Origin of the sequence: Micromonospora deserti (genome assembly GCF_003236335.1) — a bacterium.
Classification (GTDB): domain Bacteria; phylum Actinomycetota; class Actinomycetes; order Mycobacteriales; family Micromonosporaceae; genus Micromonospora; species Micromonospora deserti.
In genome coordinates, this window is the sequence record NZ_POUB01000149.1 from 1 (window position 1) to 14,986 (window position 14,986).

Consider the following 14,986-nt stretch of genomic DNA (forward strand, 5'->3'; position numbering starts at 1 on the left):
GTGCTGACCAGGGGGCGGGGCGCCGGGCGGGTGGCGCCGCCGGCGGGCCGGCCGCCGAGGCCGCTGTCGGCGCTGGCCGGTGCGTCCGCCGGGGCGTCCCCGGCGCTGCCCGACCGCGCCTCGGCGCCGGTGGCGGCGACCGGCGTCGGCTCGCTGCCGCCCGGTGTTAGCGCCACGGCCGCCGCGCCCACCAGGCCGGCGATGACCACCCCGGCGGTCACCATCCGTCGTCGGATACGCACGCCGCAACCTCCCCGTGTGTCTTGGCGGTGCCCGATCGGGCGGCGGCCGGTCCGGCCGGCGCCGGCCCGGCGGGCCGATCGACGAGGGGAGTCTAGTGGGTGTACTGATCATCGTGAGGCCCCGTCACCTCCCGCGGGTGCACCCGGGCCGCCGGTGAAGGCGGCGCCGGGCAGCTGATCGTGCGGCGGGGCACGATCCCAGGCCGGTCATCGCCGCCGAGGCGGCGATGACCGGCCCCGAGCCGGTGGGTTCAGAGCAGCGAGTCGCGCCACTGCCGGTGCAGGGCGGCGTACCGGCCGGCGGCGGCGGCGAGCCGGGCGGGCGGGCCGTCCTCGACGATCCGGCCGCCCTCGAGGACCAGCACCCGGTCGGCGATCTCCACAGTCGACAGCCGGTGGGCGATCACCAGCGCGGTGCGGTCCCGCAGGATGGTGCCGAGCGCGTGCTGCACCAGCCGTTCGGTCGGCACGTCGAGCGACGAGGTCGCCTCGTCCAGGATGAGCACCGCCGGGTCGGCGAGGAACGCCCGGGCGAACGCGACGAGCTGCCGTTGCCCCGCCGACAGCCGGCCGCCGCGGCGGTGCACCTCGGTGGCGTAGCCGTCGGGCAGGGCGGTGATGAAGTCGTGCGCGCCGATCGCCTGGGCGGCGGCCTCGACGGCGGCGTCGTCGGCGGCCGGGCGGCCGAACCGGATGTTCTCCGCGACGGTGCCGCCGAACAGGTGCGTCTCCTGGGTCACCAGCACCACCGCCCGGCGCAGCTCCGCGTCGGCGACCTCGCGCAGGTCCACCCCGTCGAGGGTGACCGTGCCGGCCAGTGGGTCGTGGAACCGGGCGAGCAGCTTCGCGATCGTGGACTTGCCCGCGCCGGTCGGGCCGATCAGCGCTACCGTCTGCCCGGCCGGGACGGCGAGGTCCAGGTCGCGCAGGATCGGCGCGTCCGGGCGGTATCCGAACGTCACCGACCGGTACGCCACCGCACCGCGACCGGGGCCCCCGGGCAGCGGCACCGGATGGGCCGGCTCGGCCACCGCGGGACGTTCGTCGAGCACCCCGGCGAGTTTCTCCAACGCCGCCGTGGCCGACTGCAACGAGTTGTAGAACTGGCTCAGCTCCTGCATCGGCTCGAAGAACCGCCGCAGGTAGAGCAGGAACGCGGCGAGCACCCCAATCTCGGTCGCCCCGCCGAGCACCCGCCAGCCCCCGTAGCAGAGCACCACCGCCACGGTGACGTTGCCGATCACCTTGATCCCCGGTGAGTACGTTGCGATCAGCCGGAACGCGCGCAGGCTGGCCCGCCGGTAGTCGTCGTTGAGCGTGGCGAAGATGCGCTCGTTGCGCGACTCCCGGCGGAACGCCTGCACCGCGCGGATGCCCCGGATGGACTCGACGAAGTGGACGATGACCAGCGCCACCGCCTCCCGGGTGCGCCGCCACGCCGCGGCGGACGCCCGGGCGAACCAGCGGGACAGCCAGAACAGGAACGGGAAGGCGAGCAGGGTCACCGCGGCCAGCGGCAGGTCCAGCCAGAGCAGGATGGCGGCCACCGACAGGATCGACAGCACGGCCAGTACCAGGCTGTCGATGCCGCCGCCGGCCAGTTCGGCGATCGAGTCCAGGTCGCTGGTGAGCCGGGAGACCATCCGGCCCGAGGTGTAGCGCTCGTGGAACGCCACCGACAGGCGCAGGAAGTGGCCGTACACCCGCTGGCGGAGGTCGAGCAGGACGGCCTGGCCGATCCGCGCGGAGAGGGTGAGGAAGCCGCGCCGGGCCACGTACTCCACGACGGTGGCGGCGGCGAACGCGGCGGCGACCGCCACCAGCGGGCCGGGGTCGCCGGCCCGCAGTGGCGCGATCCCGGCATCGATGCCGAGCATCACCAGGTACGGCCCGGCCATCGCCGCGGCGTTCTGGCCGAGCAGCAGCGCGACGGCCAGCCCGAGGCGGCGCCGGTGCGGGCGCAGCAGGTCGCGCAGCAGCACCCGGCTGCGGGCCCGGAGCCGGGCCACCGCCTCGGGCGAGGTGTCCTCGGCCCGGCTGCGGTCGGCGTCCGGGTCGGTGGCGATCCCCCGCCAGCGGGTCACGTCCGCGCCGCCGGGCCGCGCGGGCCCGCCGGCGGTCACGACCGCACCAGGCCCCGGCCACCGGGCGTGGGCCCGCCGGCGGTCGCGCCGGGCGGCGGCCCGGCGGAGAGCACCGCGCGGTACGCCGGCACGGTGGCGAGCAGCTCGGAGTGGCGCCCGACCGCGGTGACCCGCCCGCCCTCCAGCAACGCCACCCGGTCGGCGAGGGCGATCGTGGAGGGCCGGTGCACCACCAGCAGCGCGGTGGTGGTGCGTAGCACCCGTTTCAACGCCGCCTCCACCAGCGCCTCGGTGTGCACGTCGAGGGCGGAGAGCGGGTCGTCCAGCACGAGCAGCGCCGGCCGGCCCAGCACCGCCCGGGCCAGTGCCAACCGTTGGCGCTGTCCACCCGAGAGTGACAGCCCCTGCTCACCCACCCGGGTGGCCAGCCCCCACGGCAGCTCGTACGCGAAATCGGCCTGGGCCAGCGCCAGCGCGGCCCGGACCTCGTCCTCCCCGGCGTCCGGCCGGCCCAGGGTCAGGTTCTCCCACACCGACATGGAGAACAGCGTCGGCTCCTCGAAGGCCACCCCGACCAGCCGGCGCAGCGAGGCCAACCGCAGCTGGCGCAGATCGTGCCCGTCCAGGGTGATCCGCCCGCCGCTGACCTCGTGCAGGCGGGGCACCAGGGACAGCAGGGTGCTCTTGCCGCAGCCGGTCGCCCCGACCAGCGCCAGCGTCTCGCCCGGCTCGACGGTCAGGTCGATCTCCCGCAGCACCGGCGTGGTGCTGCCCGGGTAGCGGAACGACACCCGTTCGAAGCGCAGCCGGCCGCGGACGTCGGCGCGGGGCAGGGTGATCGCGCCTGGGGCGTCCACGATGGCCGGTGGGGTGTCCAGCACCTCCCGGACCCGGTCGGCGGCGGTCGCCGCCTCCTGCCCGTTGGCGATGATCCAGCCCAGCGACTGCACCGGCCAGATCAGCATCAGTTGGAGGCTGACGAAGGCGACCAGCTCACCGATGGTCAGCCCGCCGCCGGCGACGGCCGCCGCACCGGCGACCAGCACGACGCCCAGGGTCAGGTTCGGCACCAGGTCGAGCCGGGCCGAGGTGCGGGCCAGCAGCCGGCCCTTGCCGACCCCGGTGTCGTGCAGCGCCCGGGCGCGGCCGGCGAAGCGGGCGGCCAGCTCCGGCCCCCGCCCGTACGCCTTCATCGTGCGCAGGCCCTGCGCGGTCTCCTCGACCAGCGTGGCCACGTCGCCCTGCTGGTCCTGCATCCGGCGGGAGGCGGCGTGGTAGTGCCGAGCGAACCGGCGGCTGATCAGGAACAGCGGTACCGCGCTGGCCGCCACCAGCAACCCCAGCGCCGGGTGCAGCCGGATCAGCAGCAGCACCACGACCAGATAGGTGACCAGGTTGAGCACCAGGAAGAACAGGCCGAAGGAGAGGAACCGGCGGATCACCGACAGGTCGCTGATGATCCGGGAGAGCAGCTGGCCGGACTGCCACCGGTCGTGGAAGCTGGCCGGCAACCGCTGGAGGTGGGCGTAGACGTCGGCGCGAATCGCCGCCTCGATCCCCATCGAGGAGGACGACTGCACCCACCGCCGGATGAAGATCAGCAGGGCCTCGACCAGGCCGAGCAGCAGGGCCAGGCCGGCCAGCCGGAACAGCCCGGCCGGGTCCTGCCGGGCCACCGGGCCGTCGACCACCCGCTGCACCACCAGGGGTACGGCGATGCTCGCCGCCGTGGCGCCCAGCCCGGCGAGCAGCAGCCAACCGAACTCCGCCGCGTACGGGCGCAGGTAAGGGCGTAGCCGCCAGAGGCTGTGCAGCGGATGTCGGCCGCCATCGACCCCGGGGGCCGGGTCGCCGTCGCTCTCCGCAGGCACTACCCGACGGTAGCGGCAAATGGGAGCGTTGCCGCTGTCAGCTTGTCGTCAACCGCCGCTCATGACCGAGAAGCCACTTCTTCACGTCCAGGCCCCAGCGGTAGCCGCCGAGCGTCCCGTCGGTGCGCAGCACCCGGTGGCAGGGGATGAAGAGGGCGGCGGCGTTGCGGGCGCAGGCAGCCGCGGCGGCGCGTACCGCGAGGGGGCGGCCGGCGAGCCCGGCGAACCCGGTGTAGGTCACCGGCTCGCCCGGCTTCACCTCACGCAGCACCTCCCAGGCGTGCGCCAGGAACGCGCCGCCGGTGCGCTGCTCGACCGGCACCGCGTCGATCGCGGTGAGGTCACCGTCCAGGTAGGACCGGACGGCGGCGGTGACCGGGCCGAGGTCGGCCCGGTGCCGCAGCGGCGCCCGCAGGCTCGGGTGCACCAGGGGGAGCAGGGTTGCCGGGTCGGCGGTGAAGCCGGCCGCCCGGACCGCGCCGTGCGGGCCGGCGACGATGCCAAGCGGTCCGGCGGGGGTGTCGATGACGGTGCTGTCGTTCGTGCTCATGCTGCTCTCCAAAGTCGGATCACCGCGTACGAGCGCCAGGGGCGCCAGCGGTCGGCGTACGTATCGAGGGTCTTCGGGTCGTCGGGCAGGCCGAGGGCGGCGCCGCCGCGGCGTACCGCCAGGTCGGTGGGGAGGAGCACGTCCGGGTCGCCGAGCGCGCGCATCGCGACGTAGCCGGCCGTCCACGCCCCGATCCCGGGCAGCGCCCGCAGCCGCCGTACGGTCTCCTGCCGGTCCCCACCGGGCGCCAGGTCCACCGACCCGTCGGCGACGGCCCGCGCCAGCGCCCGGATGGTCTCCCGCCGCCCCGCCGGCATCCCGAATCCCGCATCGGTAACCCGGAGGACCTCCTCCGCACTAGGAAACCCCCGCAACCACCCCACCGTTCCCGGTTGATCATGAGGTTGACCGGCGTTGTGGAGATCCACTTCGCCGTCAACCTCATGATCAACGGGGCGTGGGGCGAGGGTCACCGGTTCAGCAGGGCGACCTCGCCGGTGGCCAGGTCGTAGAGGGCGCCCACCACGTCCACCCGGCCGGCGGCGACCGGCTCGGCCAGCAGGTCGTCGGCGCGCAACGCGGCCACCGTACGGAGCACGTGCCGCCGGACCGCCATCGGGTGCACCTGCGGATCGTCGACGCCCACCTCGGTGACCGCCGGGGCGATCTGGTCGACCAGGTGGGCCAGCGAACCGCCCGGCCGCCGGCCGGCGCGCAGCGCGGCCACCGCGGAGGCGACCGCGCCGCAACGCTCGTGCCCGAGCACCATGACCAGGGGTACGCCCAGCTCGCCGACCACGTACTCGATGGAACCGAGGACCGCCCGATCCAGCACGTGCCCGCCCGTGCGGATCACGCAGATGGAGCCGAACGTCTGGTCGAAGATCGCCTCCAGCGGCACCCGCGAGTCGATGCAACCGAGCAGCACGGCGTACGGCTGCTGGTCGCCGGAGGCGGTCGCGGCGGCGGCGGTGACGTCGTGACCGTGCACCGGCTGGCCGCTGACGAACCGACGGTTGCCGGCGAGCAGCTCAGCCAGGGCGGCGCGGGGCGTACCACCGGCGGGCCGCCCTCCCGGGCCAGGCCCGCCGGGGCCGCGGGTGGCCGGGGTGGTGCCCAGAGGCCGCCCGGCCGGTCCGGCCGGCGTTGCCCGTGGCGCCCCCATGCCCCCAGCTTGGCCGGCCGGGCGGGCCCACGGGCCGGGTTGGGAATCTTCTCACCGACCCGCTTGGCGTGGTGTCATGACGGGTAGCCGGTGTTACCGCCGGGTATCCCCGGTGTTACAGATCAGTCCGGCCCGGGGAGGTGGCGATGCCGGAGCAGGTCGAGGTACGGCTACCCGACGACGTACGCCTGCACGTCGAGGTGACCGGGCCGGCCGACGCCGGGGTCACCGTGGTGCTGCTGCACGGCTGGACGCTCGACGGGCGCAGCTGGCACCGGCAGCTCGCCGCGCTGCGCGACGCCGTCGCCGAGCCGGTGCGGGTGGTCAGCTACGACGCTCGCGGGCACGGCCAGTCCAGCTGCATGGCGCTGCCCACCGCCACCCTGGCCCAGCTCGGCGACGACCTCGCCGTGGTGCTGGACGCGGTGGCCCCGACCGGCCGGATCGTGCTGGTCGGCCACTCGATGGGCGGCATGACGATCATGGAGTACGCCCACCGGCACCCCGGACACTTCGCCGCCCGGACCGCCGGGCTGGTCTTCGTCTCCACCACCGCCGAGGGGCACACGCACACCGCGTACGGCCTCTCCCCCCGCATCGCCCGGCTGATCCGGCTCGCCGAGACCACCGGGGCGGGCGTGCTGGCCCGCTGCGGATCCTGGCGGCCGCCCCACGCCCTGCTGCGCGCGCTCCGCCCCAGCATCCGCTGGATGCTCTTCGGCGACCGCTGCGACCCGGCGGACATCCGCCTGGTCACCTCTGCCGTGGCCCGCGCTTCGCTGCGCTCGATCGGCGGGTTCCGCGCCTCGATCGGGGCCCAGCACCGGCTGGACACCCTGGCGAAACTCACGCACCTGCCGGCGGCCGCGCTGGTCGGCGACCGGGACCGGCTCACCCCGCCGCCGTGCGCCGAGTCGATCGCGGCCGCGCTGCCGGCAACCGACCTGACCGTCTGCCCGGGGGCCGGGCACATGCTCATGATGGAGCGGCCCGAGGCGGTCAACGCCGCCCTGGTCGGGGTGCTCCGGCAGGTGCTCACCAGCGCCCGGGGGAGGCTCACCCCGGCCGGGTGAGCGGCCGCCCGGGGCGGGTTCGCGCGGGGTCACGACGGCCACGGATCGCGCGGGGCCACGCCGCCGGTCGCGGCGCTGCCGTACCCTCACCCGGTCAGCCTGGCGCGGCCCCGCGCCGTGTCGCGGCCATCCGCCGCCGTCGGAGGAGCTTGAGCGTTGACCGACCAGACCACCCTGGCCCAGGAGATGGCCGTCGAGCAGCGGCATCTCGACCGGGTGTACGCCCGCCTGGCCGAGCTGCGCCGCTCGGCGGTGCGGGCGGAACGGGAGGGCTACCGGCTCGCCCGGGTCGGCAACTTCGGCGCGCTGGTCGAGCGGGACGCCATGGTGTTCCACGCGGCGCAGCGGCGGCACGTCCTCGACGCCGAGCACGAGGGGCTGGTGTTCGGCCGGCTCGACCTGCGGGACGGGCAGGTGCTGCACGTCGGGCGGCTCGGCATCCGGGACGAGAACGCCGTCGCCCTGGTGGTGGACTGGCGGGCCCCGGCCGCCGCGGCGTTCTACCGGGCCACCCCCGCCCAACCGATGGGTGTGGTGCGGCGGCGCATGATCCAGTCGACCGGTGAGCGGGTCACCCGGATCGAGGACGACCTGCTCGATCCGGGCGCCGCCCCCGCCGACATGCGGGTCGTCGGCGACGGCGCGCTGCTCGCCACGCTGTCCCGGGCAACCGGCCGGGGCATGCGGGACATCGTCGCCACCATCCAGCAGGAGCAGGACGAGGCGATCCGCTCCCCCGGCTCGGGCGTCACGATCGTCTCCGGCGGGCCGGGCACCGGCAAGACGGCGGTGGCCCTGCACCGGGCGGCGTTCCTGCTCTACTCCGACCGCAACCGGTACGCCGGCGGCGGGATCCTGGTGGTCGGCCCGTCCACGGTCTTCGTGGAGTACATCGCGTCGGTGCTGCCGTCGCTGGGCGAGGAGAGCGCCACCCTGCACTCGCTGGGCACCCTCTTCCCGGGCATGCGCGCCACCCGCACCGACCCGCCCGAGGTGGCGGCGGTGAAGGGTTCGCTGCGGATGCGGCGGGTGTTGGAGCGGGCGGCCCGGGACGCGGTGCCAGACGGCCCCGCCGAGCTGCGCCTGCTCTACCGGGGCACGCTGCTGCTGTTGGACCGCCGCGAACTGGACGCGATCCGGGAGCGGGCGCTGCCCCGGGGCGCTCGCCGCAACGAGGTGCGCCGGGCCGGCTTCGACGGCGTCTTCGCCGCGCTCTGGGCGCAGGCCCGCCGGCTGGGCATCGGCCGGCTGCCGGAGCAGCGCGCCTTCGAGGACGAGATCGCCGAGCGGCCGGAGTTCCGCGAGTTCCTCAAGGCCTGGTGGCCCCGGCTGCACCCGCGGCACGTACTGGGCTGGCTGGCCCGCCCGGAGCGGCTGCGCCGCTACGCCGGGGGGATCCTCACCGGTCGGGAGATCCGGCTGCTGGCCGGCGCGTACCGGAGCCTGGCCACCGAGGGGCTCACCATCGCCGACATCGCGCTGCTGGACGAGCTGGACGCGCTGCTCGGCAAGCCGATGAGGCCGGCCCGCCCGAAGCGGGACCCGTTCCAGCTGGCCGGCGGGGTCCGGGAGCTGAGCACCTTCGCCGACCGGCAGCGCGCCGCCCGCGAGGCGGCCCGGCAGCGCCCGGAGGACTACCGGGAGTACGCCCACGTGGTGGTCGACGAGTCGCAGGACGTCTCGCCCATGCAGTGGCGGATGATCGGCCGGCGCGGCCGGCTGGCCTCGTGGACGGTGGTGGGCGACCCGGCGCAGACCGCGTGGACGGGTGATCCGGAGGAGCTGACCCGGGCGCGGGACCAGGCGCTGGGCCGGCGCAAGCGGCAGCACTTCACGCTCACCACCAACTACCGCAACTCGGCGGAGATCTTCGCGGTCGCGGCCGCCGAGATCCGCCGGCTCGATCCGGACCTCCCGCTGCCCACCGCGGTGCGCTCCACCGGCGTCGACCCGGTCGAGCTGGTGGTCCCGCCAGCGGAGCTAAAGGCGGCGACCGTGGCGGCGGCCGGCGCGCTGCTCGGCGAGGTCGAGGGCACGGTCGGCGTGATCACGCCGGTGCCGCGCCGGGACGAGGTGGCCGGCTGGCTGGGCGGGCTCGGCGCCCCCCGCCTACAGGTGGTGACCAGCCTGGAGGCGAAGGGCATGGAGTACGACGGGGTGGTGCTGGTCGCCCCGAGCGAGGTCCGGGCCGATCCGGGATCGGGGGCACGCACCCTCTACGTCGCGCTGTCCCGGGCCACCCAGCGGCTGACCACCGTCGATCCCGTCGGCTGAGCCCGGGCGGGGTGGGTCACCGTCCGGGGAGGCGTCAGCGGTCACTTGCATACATAGCGATGTGAGCATAGATTGGACCGGGTTCGGACGGGCGACGGAGGGTGGGCGCGTGGGCGCAGGTCATGACCACCACCACGGGTCGGTCGCCAACGTGGCGCACCGTCACCTGGGCCGGCTGTGGGCCGCGTTCGGCCTGCTCGGCACGCTGATGGTGGTGGAGGCGGCGACCGCCTTCGGCACCGGCTCACTGGCCCTGCTCAGCGACGCCGGGCACATGTTCACCGACGTGCTCGGCATCGGCATGGCCCTCGCGGCGATCACCGCCACCCGGCGGACCTCCCGGGACCCGCAGCGCACCTTCGGCCTCTATCGCCTGGAGGTGCTCGCCGCCCTGGCCAACGCCGTGCTGCTCTCCGGCGTCGCGGTCTACGTGGTGGTCGAGGCGGTACGCCGGTTCGGCGACCCGCCGGAGGTGGTCGCCGGGCCGATGCTGGCGGTGGCCGTGCTCGGCCTGCTCGCCAACCTGGCCGCGTTCGGCCTGCTGCGCGCCGGCGCGCAGGAGAACATCAACCTGCACGGGGCGTACCTGGAGGTGCTGGGCGACCTGCTCGGCTCACTGGGCGTGATCGGGGCGGCCGCGCTGATCGCCGTCACCGACTGGTGGTGGGCCGACCCGCTGGTGGCGGTCGCCATCGGCCTGTTCATCCTGCCCCGCACCTGGCGGCTGGGCCGGGCGGCGCTGCGCATCCTGGTACAGGCCGCACCGGAGCACCTCGAGGTCACCGCCGTGCACGACCGGCTGGCCGCCGTGCCCGGCGTGGCCGAGGTGCACGACCTGCACATCTGGACGCTGACCTCCGGGATGGAGATCGTATCGGCGCACCTGACGACGGCGCCCGGGGCGGACGTCGGCAGGGTGCTGACCGCGGCCCGCGCCGCGCTGCACGAGGACTTCAAGATCGAGCACGCCACGTTGCAGATCGAGCCGGGAGCGTCCCCCGGGGTCTGCGGGCCGGTTGAGTGGTAATGAGGACAACCTTAAATCTGTGTGAGTATTGTGTGCTTATGCCGGATTTTTCGGTGACCAGGCAGGCACCGTCAGTCACATTCGCTGCACCTGCCCCACCGGCACCGGTAGTCTCTGCACCGGCCTCCGCCAAGCGGCACGCACCGGTGCCGGCGGTGGCCGCCGCCTAATCGCCCGCCAGGGCGAACCGGGGAACCATGTTCCTGGGGTGCATCCGCGTCAGCGGTAGGGATCTTCCGTCCCGAACCCGTCAGCTAACCCGGTCGGCGGCTGACGGAAGGACATGTGTATGCCAGTGGTGGCACCTGTACGACGACGAACCGCCGCCCGCGTGGCGGCCCTGATCGCGACACTCGCCGTTGGCCTGGCGGGCGCGCCGGTCACCGCCGCTCCGGCCGGGGCGGCTCCCCCGACGGCCCAGCTCGCCGCGGCCCCCGGCCAGGACGAGGAGGGTGGCACGCCGGCCCTGCGCGCCCAGCTGGAAGCGGCCAGCAAGGGTTACCTGGACGCCAAGCGGGCCCTGGACACCTCGGTCAAGCGCCAGCAGCAGCTCGCCGCGCAGCTGCGCACCACCGAGAACGAGCTGGCCGTCCGCAACGGCAAGGTCGGCGAGATCGCCGAGGTGGCGTACCGCTCCGGCCGCCTCGGTGCCGTGTCCGCGCTGCTCAACAGCGACTCGCCGGACGGCTTCCTGGACCGGGCCGCCGCGCTGGAGGCGGTGGCGACCAACGAGGACCGGGTGCTGCGGGAGCTGCAGGACACCCGCGACGCGGCCAACCGCACCAAGCTCGCGCTGGAGGGCGAGATCCGCGAGCAGCGCAAGCAGGTCACGCTGATGACCAAGCGCAAGGAGCAGGCCGAGCGGGCGCTGACCGTGGCCGGCCGCACGCGGTCCGCGGGCGACCGCGCGCCCACTCGCGGCACCTCCACCGCGACGGCCAAGCCGGCCCCGCGCAACTCCGACGGCTCCTGGCCACGCGAGTCATGCAGCGTCAACGATCCGACCCCGGCCAACGGCTGCATCACCCCGCGCACCCTGCACGCGCTGAACCAGGCCAAGGCGGCCGGTTTCACCCGGTACGTCTCCTGCTACCGGCCGGGCGGCTCCGGCGAGCACCCGAAGGGACGGGCCTGCGACTTCGCGGCCCAGAAGAACGGGTTCGGCGGGGACGCCACCGGCGGCGACAGGACGTACGGCAACAACCTGGCGGCGTACTTCGTGCGCAACGCCGACCGGCTCGCCGTGCTCTACGTGATCTGGTACCGGCAGATCTGGCTGCCCAGCAGCGGATGGAAGTCGTACAGCGGCGCCAACGGGGACCCGTCCAGCGACCACACCAACCACGTGCACCTGTCGGTCTACTGACGGCCCGGCCCCGGTGACCCCCGCCGCCGCGGCCGGTCACCGGGGCCGACCACGCCCGCCGTACACCCTTCGGCGTACGACGGATGTCGCCGACCGGCCCACGACGGGCGACCGGCCGCCGGGCAGCATCACCGGCATGAGCGCGGCTGACCCACCCGCGCTCGCGGCGGCGCGGGTGACGCCCCGGCGTGCGGCATCCCGGGGTGTCATGGTGACCCGATGCCCCGGGCGGCCGGACCGGGGCCGAGACGGCGGTCAGCGGGCCGGCGGGTCGCGGTCGAGGGCGGCGCCGAGGCGGGCGGCCAGCGCCAGGTGCGTGGCGCGGGCCTCGCGGAACGCGTAGCCGAAGACCGGTGCCGGCGCGACCAGGGTGATCTCGACATCGATCCGCACCACGTCGTCGGGCTCGGGCCGCAACCGCGTGCGGTTGCGCACGGTCGTCGCGGGCCATCGCCAGGCCACCGTCACGATCTCGTCCGGCCCGTCGAGCAGGACGTCGGCACGGTAGGTGAGCGGAAGCCGCAGCGGCCCGGCGGCCAGCCGGTTCGTGATCGCGTAGCTGGCCCGCGCGCCGGGGCGGGGCCGCAACGGCCGGACCCGGATGATCAACGGGTGCAGCGCCCGCTGCCGGGCCGGGTCGGCGAGCAGCGCCGCGGCCTGTGCCACCGGGCAGCGCGCCTGGACGGTGTAGCTGAACGAGTCCCGCCTGAGCACGCCGTCTCCCCACGGTCGCTGGTCGACCGATCGTCGCGTACGCGGGCCGGGCTGGCAACGCCCGGCGCCGCGATGACCGCGGTGGGGCAGAACGGGCATCTGTCCGTGCCCAGCCGCTGCCGGAGCTGCCGGCGTACGGGATCGGCGGGCCCTGCGCCGCACCGACCGCTCCCGCGCGGCGGGTGGCCTCAGGCGCCGGGGAGGACCTCCGGGGCGGGTGTGCCGGCGTAGTAGGGCTCGGGAGCGCCGAAGAGGCCGAGCAGGCCGGTGACCCAGAGCTGCCGGTGCACGAACCGGCTCGGCTCGGTGACCACGAGCTTGACGCCGCTGACCTCGGCGGTCTGGAAGCCGGCGACCATGGCGCTGATGCCGACGGAGTCGATGAAGCTGACCAGCCGCATGTTGAGTTCGATCCGGGCGGGGCGTCCCTTGGTCAGGACCTCGGCGATCGCCTCGCGCACCTCGTACGCGGTATCGACGTCGATCTCGCCACGCGGCGAGATCTCGATGACACCACCGGGCAGAACCGACTTCACGATCGACAGGCTCACGCGAGCACCTCCACTCGCCCGTCCGACGGGCGCCTCATCAGTACGCGGGCCGCGACCGAGAGTATTCCTCCGACAGCCTCGGTCGCCACCCCTCGGGATGAGCAATTCGCGGATCAGGGCACACCAAATCGCCCTTATCCGGACTTTTCATATCCTGTTGGTCCAACGATCAGCTTTCACTGACGCCTCGCCGCCCAGGGTAACGGTCCCCCGTCGTACCCGCCGACACCCCGCCCGCCGGCGTGCCCCAACTGCGGATTCCGCCTCCTGCCACCGGCCCGCCCGGTGGCGACCGCGCCGCCGGGGTTGCCCGTGCCGCCTAGCATCGGCGCCGGAGCAGGGCGACCGCGACGGAGAGGACGATCATGATCAGGAGACTTGCCGCGCTGGCCGGGGTCAGCGCGTTGCTCGCTCTCGTACTGGCCTGCGGCTTCGGCGGTGGCGGCGATGACGACGACGATGACGACGACTTCGCCCGCGGCGTGGTCTCGCTGGTCAGCCTCCGCTGACCAGCTGGGGGACGGCACCGGCGGCCGGCCGGGACCGGGGCGACGGGCGGTCCGGGTGGGCACCGGACGGGTTCGCCCGCACCGGCGGCGGGTACGCGGTCCGGGTTTGCGCGGGCGGCCCACCGGGCACAGGGCGGGACAGGCGGACCGTGACGCGCCGACAGACGCCGAAGTCCGAAGTGGCCGCCGGCTTCGGCACCCCGAGGAGGTAACCCACGATGTTCGAAACCACCCTGCTGGACCGCCGCGGCAAGCCCGAGCGGATCGCGGATCAGGCGTGGCAGCACCTGGTCTCGGCGGTCGGTTCCGCGGGGGACAGCGTCCGCGACACCGCCCGGTCGGCCCGCCGCAGCGGTTCCGGCCGCGCCGGGGAGGCCGGTGACCTGGTCGGCTCCACGGCCGGAGAGGCCCGCCGCCGGGCGGCCCTGGCCGTCGACGCCCTCGCCGGTCGCCGCCAGTCGCTGCCGTGGCCGCTGCTGATCGGCGCCGCCCTGGTCGGCGCCGCCATCGGCTGGGCCGCCGGCACCGCCGCCCGGGCCGCTGGCAGCCGGGCCGACCGCGCGGCCGACGACATCGAGTTCGTCGACGTGGACCGGCCGAACTCCCCCGTCGGCCAGGAGGGCTGACCGGCTCGGCAGCACCAGCGACCCGGCCGCCGACCAGGGCGGCGGCGTCCAGCCGCACCCCGAGGGTCGCGGCCACCTTCCGCTGGTCGAGCGGGCCCCGCATCGTGCGGTGCGGACCGGCACGACGTGCGGGTGGGGGCGGGCCCGCGTCTCGCGCAGGGAGCAGGACGTGTGGTCGCCGACCGGTCCCGGCCCTGCGGTGAGGACGGGTCAGAAGGCGGTGATGTCGGCCGGCGCCCGCTCCGCCCGGCTCAGCGCCCGCAGCACCGCCGGCTGCCCGTGCCGGCGTACGGCCAGCCGGGCCAGCAGGGACAGCACCGGATCGAGCGCCTCGGCGGGCAGGTCCGGGGTGGGTACGCCCACACTGACGGCCAGGTCGTCGGAGTGCACCGCGATCTCCATCAGCCGAGTGGTGAGGTAGTCGTCCAGGCGAAGCGACCAGGGGCCCCGGGCCAGGTGCACCACCCGCTTCGCCGGCTGCACGGGCAACGTCGCGGTCAGCTCCCGCAGCGCGCCGGCGGCCCGCTCGACCAGCACCCCGGGTCCCTCGGCCGCGATGCCCTCGCCGGCCCGGCGGATCGTGACGTTGACCTCGTCGTCGACGGTCGCACCGACCCAGCTCCCCCGCGCGTAGTGGTCGAGCAGCCCCACCGGGTCACCGGCTGGAACGGGCTCGGCCAGCACGGCCGGGACGCTGAGCAGCTGCGAGGCGAGGTGGCCGGCCAGCCCGCCCACACCGAACTCGGCCAGCGCGCTCGGCTCGTTCCAGCGGGCCGCCACGGCGGGGTCGGCGAGCAGGTCCACCGCCGACCGCGCGGCGGCGAGGTAGGCCATCCTGATGGGACTCACGGATCGTCCTCCTTCGACGCGGAACCCCCGAGCCTAGAGGCCCGGCCCGGCGGGCTGTCGACCCCCAGACCCGCCCAGGGCCCGG

General features: G+C 75.0%; 13 protein-coding genes, 2 pseudogenes and 1 riboswitch. Of the genes and pseudogenes, 6 read left to right on the forward strand and 9 right to left on the reverse strand.

All coding sequences use genetic code 11. The features are described 5' to 3' along the window. From C1I99_RS19905 to C1I99_RS19930, 6 genes and pseudogenes are all read right to left on the reverse strand, one after another. Nucleotides 1–242: pseudogene (locus tag C1I99_RS19905) on the reverse strand (hypothetical protein); the annotation flags it as partial. 251 nt (nucleotides 243–493) lie between these two features. After that, nucleotides 494–2,365 carry an ABC transporter ATP-binding protein gene (locus C1I99_RS19910; protein ID WP_111135734.1) on the reverse strand — a complete coding sequence of 624 codons (1,872 nt, stop codon included), beginning with the start codon at nucleotides 2,363–2,365 and terminating at the stop codon, nucleotides 494–496. Then, nucleotides 2,362–4,197 (reverse strand): ABC transporter ATP-binding protein, encoded by a 1,836-nt coding sequence (locus C1I99_RS19915; RefSeq protein ID WP_111135735.1) that lies wholly within the window; start codon nucleotides 4,195–4,197, stop codon nucleotides 2,362–2,364. The genes C1I99_RS19910 and C1I99_RS19915 overlap by 4 nt, the downstream gene beginning before the upstream one ends. 37 nt (nucleotides 4,198–4,234) lie before the next feature. Next, nucleotides 4,235–4,747, reverse strand: coding sequence for a methylated-DNA--[protein]-cysteine S-methyltransferase (locus tag C1I99_RS19920; protein WP_111135736.1), 513 nt, complete (start codon nucleotides 4,745–4,747; stop codon nucleotides 4,235–4,237). Further along, a pseudogene (locus C1I99_RS19925) lies at nucleotides 4,744–5,127 on the reverse strand (DNA-3-methyladenine glycosylase family protein); the annotation flags it as partial. The pseudogene C1I99_RS19925 and the gene C1I99_RS19920, both read right to left, overlap by 4 nt. 89 nt (nucleotides 5,128–5,216) lie before the next feature. Then, entirely contained in the window at nucleotides 5,217–5,912 is a 696-nt protein-coding gene (locus C1I99_RS19930; RefSeq protein WP_111135737.1) for a carbonic anhydrase, read from the reverse strand. 146 nt (nucleotides 5,913–6,058) lie between these two features. Here C1I99_RS19930 and C1I99_RS19935 point away from each other — a divergent pair, with 146 nt between their 5' ends. The 4 genes from C1I99_RS19935 (at nucleotide 6,059) to C1I99_RS19950 (ending at nucleotide 11,652) form a co-directional block, all read left to right on the forward strand. Then, nucleotides 6,059–6,985, forward strand: coding sequence for an alpha/beta fold hydrolase (locus tag C1I99_RS19935; RefSeq protein WP_111135746.1), 927 nt, complete (start codon nucleotides 6,059–6,061; stop codon nucleotides 6,983–6,985). A gap of 156 nt (nucleotides 6,986–7,141) precedes the next feature. Next, complete coding sequence (locus C1I99_RS19940; protein ID WP_111135738.1) at nucleotides 7,142–9,259, forward strand: HelD family protein; 2,118 nt, start codon at nucleotides 7,142–7,144, stop codon at nucleotides 9,257–9,259. 109 nt (nucleotides 9,260–9,368) lie between these two features. Then, nucleotides 9,369–10,286, forward strand: coding sequence for a cation diffusion facilitator family transporter (locus C1I99_RS19945; protein WP_111135739.1), 918 nt, complete (start codon nucleotides 9,369–9,371; stop codon nucleotides 10,284–10,286). A 153-nt stretch (nucleotides 10,287–10,439) separates the two neighbouring features. Continuing rightward, nucleotides 10,440–10,571: riboswitch (cyclic di-AMP (ydaO/yuaA leader) on the forward strand. A 13-nt stretch (nucleotides 10,572–10,584) separates the two neighbouring features. Beyond that, entirely contained in the window at nucleotides 10,585–11,652 is a 1,068-nt protein-coding gene (locus tag C1I99_RS19950; RefSeq protein ID WP_499877948.1) for a coiled-coil domain-containing protein, read from the forward strand. A 255-nt stretch (nucleotides 11,653–11,907) separates the two neighbouring features. Here C1I99_RS19950 and C1I99_RS19955 read toward each other — a convergent pair whose 3' ends face one another. Beyond that, complete coding sequence (locus C1I99_RS19955; protein ID WP_111135741.1) at nucleotides 11,908–12,366, reverse strand: SRPBCC family protein; 459 nt, start codon at nucleotides 12,364–12,366, stop codon at nucleotides 11,908–11,910. A gap of 188 nt (nucleotides 12,367–12,554) precedes the next feature. Continuing rightward, nucleotides 12,555–12,917 (reverse strand): STAS domain-containing protein, encoded by a 363-nt coding sequence (locus C1I99_RS19960; RefSeq protein ID WP_111135742.1) that lies wholly within the window; start codon nucleotides 12,915–12,917, stop codon nucleotides 12,555–12,557. Between the two features lie 365 nt (nucleotides 12,918–13,282). On the opposite strand from C1I99_RS19960, the gene C1I99_RS32835 reads away from it, so the two are divergent. Both C1I99_RS32835 and C1I99_RS19970 read left to right on the forward strand, forming a co-directional pair. Then, nucleotides 13,283–13,426: a hypothetical protein gene (locus C1I99_RS32835; RefSeq protein ID WP_158554084.1), complete on the forward strand. Its 144-nt coding sequence runs from the start codon at nucleotides 13,283–13,285 to the stop codon at nucleotides 13,424–13,426. A 218-nt stretch (nucleotides 13,427–13,644) separates the two neighbouring features. Beyond that, nucleotides 13,645–14,052 carry a hypothetical protein gene (locus C1I99_RS19970; RefSeq protein WP_111135744.1) on the forward strand — a complete coding sequence of 136 codons (408 nt, stop codon included), beginning with the start codon at nucleotides 13,645–13,647 and terminating at the stop codon, nucleotides 14,050–14,052. A gap of 210 nt (nucleotides 14,053–14,262) precedes the next feature. Here C1I99_RS19970 and C1I99_RS19975 read toward each other — a convergent pair whose 3' ends face one another. After that, complete coding sequence (locus C1I99_RS19975; RefSeq protein ID WP_199562296.1) at nucleotides 14,263–14,901, reverse strand: maleylpyruvate isomerase N-terminal domain-containing protein; 639 nt, start codon at nucleotides 14,899–14,901, stop codon at nucleotides 14,263–14,265. Nucleotides 14,902–14,986 lie beyond the last annotated feature (85 nt).